The sequence below is a fragment of the Polaromonas sp. genome (assembly GCF_036676035.1).
Lineage (GTDB): Bacteria > Pseudomonadota > Gammaproteobacteria > Burkholderiales > Burkholderiaceae_C > Polaromonas.
On the sequence record NZ_JAKFDR010000082.1, the window covers coordinates 1 to 8,070 of the forward strand.

Annotated in this window: 5 protein-coding genes; 3 read left to right on the forward strand and 2 right to left on the reverse strand. The window is 65.9% G+C overall.

Annotated features, from left to right (window positions below; translation table 11 throughout):
* Positions 1 to 157: 157 nt before the first annotated feature.
* Genes V6M61_RS12900 through V6M61_RS12910 form a run of 3 tightly spaced genes read left to right on the forward strand, consistent with a single transcriptional unit; the run spans position 158 to position 6,069 of the window.
* Complete coding sequence (locus tag V6M61_RS12900) at positions 158 to 1,621, forward strand: efflux transporter outer membrane subunit (RefSeq protein ID WP_332776979.1); 1,464 nt, start codon at positions 158 to 160, stop codon at positions 1,619 to 1,621.
* Between the two features lie 44 nt (positions 1,622 to 1,665).
* The gene (locus V6M61_RS12905; protein ID WP_332776980.1) at positions 1,666 to 2,952 is read left to right on the forward strand and encodes an efflux RND transporter periplasmic adaptor subunit; all 1,287 of its coding nucleotides are present in this window, start codon (positions 1,666 to 1,668) and stop codon (positions 2,950 to 2,952) included.
* Positions 2,953 to 2,967: 15 nt separating this feature from the next.
* On the forward strand, positions 2,968 to 6,069 hold the full coding sequence (locus tag V6M61_RS12910; protein WP_332776982.1) for an efflux RND transporter permease subunit: 3,102 nt from the start codon (positions 2,968 to 2,970) through the stop codon (positions 6,067 to 6,069).
* Between the two features lie 46 nt (positions 6,070 to 6,115).
* On the opposite strand, the gene V6M61_RS12915 is transcribed toward V6M61_RS12910, so the two are convergent.
* Positions 6,116 to 6,925, reverse strand: coding sequence for a deaminated glutathione amidase (locus V6M61_RS12915; protein WP_332776983.1), 810 nt, complete (start codon positions 6,923 to 6,925; stop codon positions 6,116 to 6,118).
* 32 nt (positions 6,926 to 6,957) lie between these two features.
* The gene (locus V6M61_RS12920) at positions 6,958 to 7,914 is read right to left on the reverse strand and encodes a nitrate ABC transporter substrate-binding protein (RefSeq protein WP_332776981.1); all 957 of its coding nucleotides are present in this window, start codon (positions 7,912 to 7,914) and stop codon (positions 6,958 to 6,960) included.
* Positions 7,915 to 8,070 lie beyond the last annotated feature (156 nt).

An 8,070-nucleotide genomic window follows, 5' to 3' on the forward strand; every position in this document is an offset into this window, starting at 1 on the left:
TCGCAACCCGAAGGGAAGGGGTCCCATCGGGCGCAACTCGGCGTTGCCTACCTTGCCCGCACATCAGTGCGGGCGGCAGCAGGCGCCTTGATTTGCGCCCGATGGAACCCCTTCGCACCTCCAGTATCAGTGTGAGCAGGCCCTAGGGAAAGAAACGATGAGAAAACTGCGTCTGATCGCTCTGAGCTGCGTCCCCTTCTGGCTCGCTGCCTGCGCCACCCAGGGGCCGCCCGCGTCGGTTTCAGCGCCTCCTGCGGCTCAATGGCAAGCCCCCTTGCCGCACCAGGGCACGCTGACCGACCTCTCCCAGTGGTGGCAGCAGCACAAGGACCCGCTGCTGGTGGCGCTGATCGAGGCCGCGCAAGCTGCCAGCCCCTCGGTCGCCTCGGCCCGCTCGCGCATCGAGCTGTCCCGCGCCACCCGCGTGACGGCCGGCGCGGCCTTGCTGCCCTCGCTCGATGCCTCCCTCAGCGCCACGCGCAGCCGCGCGCAAATGGCCGGAGCAGCGACACCGCCCGCCATCACGACGACGGCAGAGGCCCATTTGCAGGCGTCCTGGGAACTGGACCTGTTTGGCGGCCGCCAGGCCGCCCGGGATGCGGCACAGGCCAGATTCGAAGGCGCGCAGGCCCAGTGGCATGACGCCCGCGTCTCGGTCGCCGCCGAGGTGGCCAACCAGTACTACAGCCTTAGAACCTGCCACCAGCTGCTGACCGTGGCGCGCGCCGATGCGTTGTCGCGGGCAGAAACCGCACGCCTGTCCGACCTCAGCGCACAGGCCGGTTTCACGGCCCCCGCCACCGCCGCGCTGGCCCGCGCCAGCGCGGCGGAAGGCAACAGCCTGGCAACACAGCAGCGCGCCCGCTGCGACCTGGACATCAAGGCCCTGGTCGCATTGACGGCATGGACAGAGCCGGATTTAAGAGAAAAAATGGCCGTACCCGTTGCAACACCTGCGCAAGAAGCTCCCATTTCCATAGCAAGTGTGCCGGCCCAGGCACTGGCACAGCGCCCCGACGTGTTCAACGCCGAGCGGGAAGTCCATGCGGCCAGCGCGGATGTCGGCCACGCGCAGGTGCAGCGCTATCCGCACCTGAGCCTGAGCGGATCGGTGGGCAGCTCCCGGATCCGGTCCCGCGGTGTTACCCAGGACTTCAGCACCTGGTCGTTTGGTCCGCTGACCCTGGCCATTCCCCTGTTCGACGGGGGCGCCCACGCGGCCGAGCTTCAGGCCAGCCGTGCCCGGTACGAGGAGGCCGTAGCCCAGTACCGCGGCACGGTCCGGCAGGCGGTGCGCGAAGTGGAAGAAGCCCTGGTCAACCTGGACAGCACCGGCAGCCGCCAGGACGATGCCCGGGTTGCCGCCGAAAACTACCGCGCCTCCTTCACCGGCACCGAGGCCCGCTACAAGAGCGGCCTGGCCAGCCTGGTGGAGCTGGAAGACGCACGCCGCACCCGGCTGGCGGCTGAAACCTCGCTGCTCCTGCTGCAGCGCGAGCGGCTTACCGCCTGGGTTGCGCTGTACCGTGCCGTCGGAGGCGGCTGGGACCGCAGCGCCCCCGTGGCTGCCCATGACGAAGCGCTCGGCACCTCTGCGACCCCCGCGGCCTTGCCGCAATAAGCCGGGCCCCGACCATTGCCGAATTTGATGATTGACCCAGCCTTATGAAAAGCTTCAAATCCAACCCAATTGCTATTACTTTGATAGCTGTCAGCACCATCACCGTGGTCGCGCTGTTTGCTTTCTCATCCCGGTCCGGAAGCGCCTCCGCGAGTGCGAATGCGGCACCACCCAAGCCCGCGCTCACGGTGACCACGGCCCAGCCGCAACAGGTGCGCCTGCCGGTCAAGCTCGCGGCCAATGGCAACATCACGGCCTGGCAGGAAGCCAGCGTGGGCACCGAGGCCAACGGCCTGCGGCTGACCGAGGTGCATGTCAACGTCGGCGACAGCGTGCGCAAGGGCCAGGTGCTGGCCACCTTCGCACCCGACACCGTGCGTGCCGACCTGGCGCAGGCCCGCGCCAGCCTGATGGAGGCCGAAGCCAACGCCGCCGACGCCGCGGCCAACGCCGAGCGTGCCCGCACCCTGCAGACCAGCGGCGCACTGAGCGCCTCGCAGATCAACCAGTACCTGACGGCCGAGCAGACCGCCAAGGCGCGTGTCGAAGTGGCGCGGGCGGCGTTCCAGACACAACAGGCTAGGCTCACGCAAACGCAGGTGCTGGCGCCTGACCATGGCGTGATCTCGGCGCGTACCGCCACCGTGGGCGCCGTGCTGGCCTCGGGCACCGAGCTGTTTCGCCTGATCCGCCAGGGCCGGCTCGAATGGCGCGCCGAAGTGACCTCGGCCGAACTGGGCCGCATCACCAAGGGCACGACGGCGCAGGTCACGGCCGCCAGCGGTGCGCGGCTGGCAGGCCGGGTGCGCATGATAGGCCCCACGGTCGATCCGCAGACCCGCGCGGCGCTGGTTTATGTGGACCTCACCCCGCTGCCAGGCAACGCAGCGACCAGCACAGAGGCCCCAAAATTTTCCGCCGGGCCGCCCCAAGGAAAATTAGCCCCTATACGTCGTGAAAGGGGCAGCGCAACGCCGGAGGCACGCGAAGCGACAAGCGTGGGGGCAGCAAAAGCCGGGATGTTCGCACGCGGCGAGTTTGATCTGGGCAACACCAGCGCACTCACGGTGCCGCAGGCTGCCGTGGTGGTGCGCGACGGTTTCAGCTATGTTTACCGCCTGGGCCCCGACAACCGCGTGAGCCAGGTCAAGGTGCAGACCGGCCGCCTGGCCGCCGACCGCGTCGAGATCACCGGCGGCCTGAACGCCGACGCGCGGCTGGTGGTCCAGGGTGCCGGCTTCCTCAACGACGGCGATCTGGTCCGCATTGCCGATGCACAGCCAAATCAGGCCACAGCCCCTGTTACACCTGCGTCAGCAGCTACAAAATAAGGAGTGACTTTCATGCTGAACGTCTCCTCCTGGTCGATCAAAAACCCGATTCCAGCGGTCATGCTGTTCGTGCTGCTGAGTTTTGCCGGGCTGCTCTCCTTCAAGGCGATGAAGGTGCAGAACTTCCCCGACATTGACCTGCCCACGGTCAGCGTCTCGGCCTCGCTGCCCGGCGCGGCGCCGGCCCAGCTCGAAACCGATGTGGCGCGCAAGCTGGAAAACGCGATCGCCACGCTGCAGGGCCTCAAGCACATCCACACCAAGGTGCAGGACGGCGGCGTGACCGTCACGGCTGAATTCCGCCTCGAAAAACCGGTGCAGGAAGCGGTGGACGATGTGCGTTCGGCGATCTCGCGCGTGCGCGGCGACCTGCCCGGCGACCTGCGCGACCCGGTGGTCACCAAGATGGACCTGGCCAGCCAGCCGGTGCTGGCCTTCACCATCCGCTCGGCCCGCATGGACGAAGAGGCGCTGTCCTGGTTTGTCGACAACGACATCTCGCGCAGGCTGCTGGCGGTGCGCGGTGTCGGCGCCGTCAACCGCGTCGGCGGCGTGAGCCGCGAGATCCGCGTGGCGCTGGACCCGTCGCGGCTGCAGGCGCTGGGCGCGACTGCCGCCGACATCTCGCACCAGCTGCGCCAGGTGCAGACCGAAAGTGCCGGTGGCCGCACCGATGTGGGGGGCGGCGAGCAACCGGTGCGCACCCTGGCCACCGTGAAAACCGCACAGGAAATTGCCAAACTGGAGCTGGCACTGAGCGACGGGCGGCGCATCCGCCTCGACCAGGTCGCGGATGTCAGCGACACCTCGGCCGAGCCGCGCGCGGCCGCGCTGCTCAACGGCAAGCCGGTGGTGGGCTTCGAGGTGGCGCGCAGCCGTGGCGAAAGCGAAGTCAGCGTGGGCGCCGCCGTGCAGAAGGCGCTGGCCGAATTCAAGGCCCAGAACCCGGACCTGGAGTTGACCGAGTCCTTCAACTTTGTCACGCCGGTCGAGGAAGAGTACGACGGCTCGCTGCTCCTGCTCTACGAGGGCGCGATTCTCGCGGTGCTGGTGGTCTGGCTGTTTCTGCGCGACTGGCGCGCCACCTTTGTCTCCGCCATCGCGCTGCCGATGTCGGTGATCCCGGCCTTCACCGGCATGTATTTGCTGGGCTTTTCGGTCAACGTGGTGACCTTGCTGGCACTGTCGCTGGTCATCGGCATTCTGGTCGACGACGCGATTGTGGAGGTGGAAAACATCGTGCGGCATCTGCGCATGGGCAAGACCCCTTACCAGGCCGCCATGGAGGCCGCCGACGAAATCGGCCTGGCCGTGATCGCCACCACCTTCACGCTGATCGCGGTGTTCCTGCCCACGGCCTTCATGAGCGGCGTGGCCGGCAAGTTCTTCAAGCAGTTCGGCTGGACCGCCTCGCTCGCGGTGTTTGCTTCGCTGGTGGTGGCGCGTGTGCTCACCCCCATGATGGCGGCCTACATGCTCAAACCCATCGTGGGCGAACACCGGGACCCGCGCTGGTTGACGGTCTACATGCGCTGCGTGAACTGGAGCATGAAGCACCGCGTGATGACGATGATCTTCTCGACCCTGTTCTTCCTCGGCTCGCTGGCCCTGATCCCGCTGCTGCCCACCGGCTTCATTCCGCCCGACGACAACTCGCAGACCCAGGTCTACCTGGAGCTGGCGCCAGGCTCGACCCTGGCGCAAACCAGGGTGGCCGCCGAACAGGCACGCCTGATGATCAGCCAGGTCGAGCATGTGAAAAGCGTCTACACCACCATAGGCGGCGGCAGCGCGGGCGGCGACCCGTTCGCGCCGCAGGGCGCGGCCGAGGCCCGCAAGGCCACGCTGACCATCCTGCTGGCCGAGCGCACCAAGCGGCCGAGAAAGCAGGGCATCGAGAACAAGATTCGCGCCGCGCTGGAACCCCTGCCCGGCGTGCGCAGCAAGGTCGGCCTCGGAGGTTCGGGCGAAGCCTACATTCTGGTGCTCACCGGCGAAGACCCCAACGCCCTGCAAGCCGCCGCGTTCGCGGTGGAAAAAGACCTGCGCACGATTGCCGGCCTGGGCAGCGTGGCCTCCACGGCCAGCCTGATCCGGCCCGAGATCGCGGTGCGCCCCGACTTCGCGCGCGCGGCCGACCTCGGCGTGACCAGCGCCGCCATCGGCGAGACCCTGCGCATCGCCACCGTGGGTGACTACGACACTTCGCTGCCCAAGCTCAACCTGTCACAGCGCCAGGTGCCCATCGTGGTGAAGCTGGACGAGGCGGCGCGCAAGGACCTCAGCGTGCTGGAACGCCTGGCCGTGCCGGGCCTGCGCGGGCCGGTGATGCTGGGCCAGGTCGCCACGCTGGAGATGACCGGTGGCCCGGCCGTGATCGACCGCTACGACCGCTCGCGCAACATCAACTTCCAGATCGAGCTCTCCGGCCTGCCGCTGGGCGACGTGGCAGCCGCCGTGCAGCAGCTGCCGTCCATCAGAAACCTGCCCCCCGGCGTCAAGGTGATCGAGATCGGCGATGCCGAGGTGATGGGCGAGCTGTTTGCCAGCTTCGGGCTGGCCATGCTGACCGGCGTGCTGTGCATCTACATCGTGCTGGTGCTGCTGTTCAAGGACTTCCTGCACCCGGTGACCATCCTGTGCGCGCTGCCGCTGGCGCTGGGCGGCGCCTTCGTGGGCCTGCTGATCGCGCAGAAGAGTTTTTCCATGCCCTCGCTGATCGGCCTGATCATGCTGATGGGCATTGCGACCAAGAACTCTATCCTGCTGGTGGAGTACGCCATCGTCGCGCGCCGCGACCGCGGCCTCTCGCGCTGGGACGCGCTGCTCGACGCCTGCCACAAGCGCGCGCGGCCCATCATCATGACCACCATCGCCATGGGCGCCGGCATGCTGCCGATCGCCATCGGCTTCGGCCAGGCCGACCCGAGCTTTCGCTCGCCGATGTCGATTGCGGTGATCGGCGGACTGATCACCTCGACCGTGCTGAGCCTGCTGGTGGTGCCGGTGGTGTTCACCTACCTCGATGACCTGGAGCACCTCATCCGGCGCATCGCCGGCAAGCTGCGCCGGCGCGACAAGCCGGCCCTGGCCGCCGAGCCGTCGTCCAAGACCTGAGGAAAGCAAGGGTGGTGAGCGCCTGGTCTGGCACAGGTGGCTTGCCTCACGCGGCAGGCGTGGCTTTTTTAAGCTCCGGCGTCTCAAAGCGGCGATTCTCAAGAACCGGCAAGACCTTGCGGGCATACGCGATTCGTGCCGGATCGATATCCGCAAAAATCAGGGCTGGCGCTTCAGCAGCACGTGCCACGGCAACCCCTAAGGGATCGACCACCATGCTGTGGCCGATATTGCGCTCGCCGCATTCGCCAGTGGCCACGACATAGCAGGTGTTTTCGAGCGCACGCGCGGTGACCAGCACGTCCCAATGCGCCTCCTTGAGCGGGCCTTTGACCCAGGCTGCAGGCAGCACCAACACGTCGGCGCCATCGAGCGCAAGGCGTCTGGCCAATTCGGGGAAACGCACGTCGTAGCAGGTCATCAGGCCTACTTTCAGGCCGGCCACCTCGACCAGGGCTGGAATCTCGTCTCCCGGCGTGACATTGGTTGACTCCTTCATGGAAAAAGCGTCGTAAAGATGAAGCTTCTGGTACTGCGCCAGAATTTTCCCATCGCGAATGGCGATCAGGATGTTCCCGATCCGGCCATCCGGAAACGGAATATGCACGCACATCATCACGGTCAATTCGGAACCGCGGCTGGCCTCCAGCAGCTGCGTCACGAAGGGGCCGTCGAGCGGCTGTGCCGCCTTGCGGACCAGATCCGGATCGGCAATGTCGCGTGCCAGGATGCCTTCTGGCAATACGAGGAGGTCAGCCCCCCTGCTTTTCGCCTCTGCCATCAGGTCAAGACAGATTTCGGCATTTTTCTGCCACTCACGGCTGACGGCAAATTGGCCCAGTGCAGCTTTCATCATGGATTCCTTTTCCGAGGTCGTTAACAGAGGCGCTATCGGGATATGGACGGGAACAGCTCCCGGGCCGAAAGACACTTCCGGGTGATTTTCTGGGCGTGAAGTTCCCTGCCGAAATCGGTGATCATCTGTTCGTTTTCGCGGTAGCCATTGCGATTCCATGAGGCGGGAAGATCCCGTGCCGTCTGTTGCAGCTCGTCGATGATCCAGGGCGTGGTGTCCGCGTATTTCTGGCGCTTCTCCAACCAAATCCTGGATGATTCGTCGAGCAACTCACTAAGCGCATGCGGCAAGCCCGGGTGCGCCGCCACCACGGCGGGTTTGATGCCCAGTACGTGAATACCGGGCACGTAACCCGTCGACTTGAAGTAGCCGACTTCTGTTTGCCGGCAGTGCGGTAGCAATTGCCTGAGCCCGGAGTCAGGATTGAAGAAACCCGGAGGCATAAAGGGCGTGAAAACGGCGTCCAGTTCGCCCGTTCGCAAGAGTTCGACCATGGGGCGCTCCCCCGGGACCGCCTCGATGCGGCCAGGCCTGCCATAGCCGTTCAGGCGATCCACGATGGGGTGTTCTGCCGTCAGGCGCCCCACGAACCATTGGGCGTCTTCAACGCCGATGCCCACTTGCCGCAGGATCGCCCGGGTCCACACGTTGCCAGAGTCCTGCCAGCCGGTCAGCCCGATCCGCTTACCGGCCAGTTGCTGGACTTCTGTGAGGGGGCTGTGGGCGGAGGTAATGATGCAGCGGTGGCGGAATGCCCGCATCAAGAAGTGAGGCACCCCAACGATCGACGTATCGCCCCGTGCGCGCGCCAGGGCGTAGCGGCTGAAAGACATCTCACCAGCGTCGTAGCGCGGGTTGGTTGCCAGATCGTCGGGCACGGTCCCTACGCGATGAACTTCGATCTCGAAGTCGCTTGAGCGAACATCGCCCAGCGCCAGGGGAACCATGTAGTCCCAATCACGCACCACCAACTTGATCGTCGTCTTCATAAATCTTTAGTCGGCCATTGAAAATGCTGCTGGCTAGGGCCTGTTCACACTAATATTGAAGGATGCGTTGCGAGCCAAAAAGGCCATGAGCAAGGCGCAAAACGCCGTCGGGGTAGGCCCCCGACAAGGCTTTGCAACGCCGCGCATGGCCTTTTT

Bases quoted from the DNA above. Each gene is read 5' to 3' on its own strand.
- V6M61_RS12900 (WP_332776979.1), top strand. From the start codon at position 158: ATGAGAAAACTGCGTCTGATCGCTCTGAGCTGCGTCCCCTTCTGGCTC.
- V6M61_RS12915 (WP_332776983.1), bottom strand. From the start codon at position 6,925: ATGATGAAAGCTGCACTGGGCCAATTTGCCGTCAGCCGTGAGTGGCAG.
- V6M61_RS12920 (WP_332776981.1), bottom strand. From the start codon at position 7,914: ATGAAGACGACGATCAAGTTGGTGGTGCGTGATTGGGACTACATGGTT.
- V6M61_RS12905 (WP_332776980.1), top strand. From the start codon at position 1,666: ATGAAAAGCTTCAAATCCAACCCAATTGCTATTACTTTGATAGCTGTC.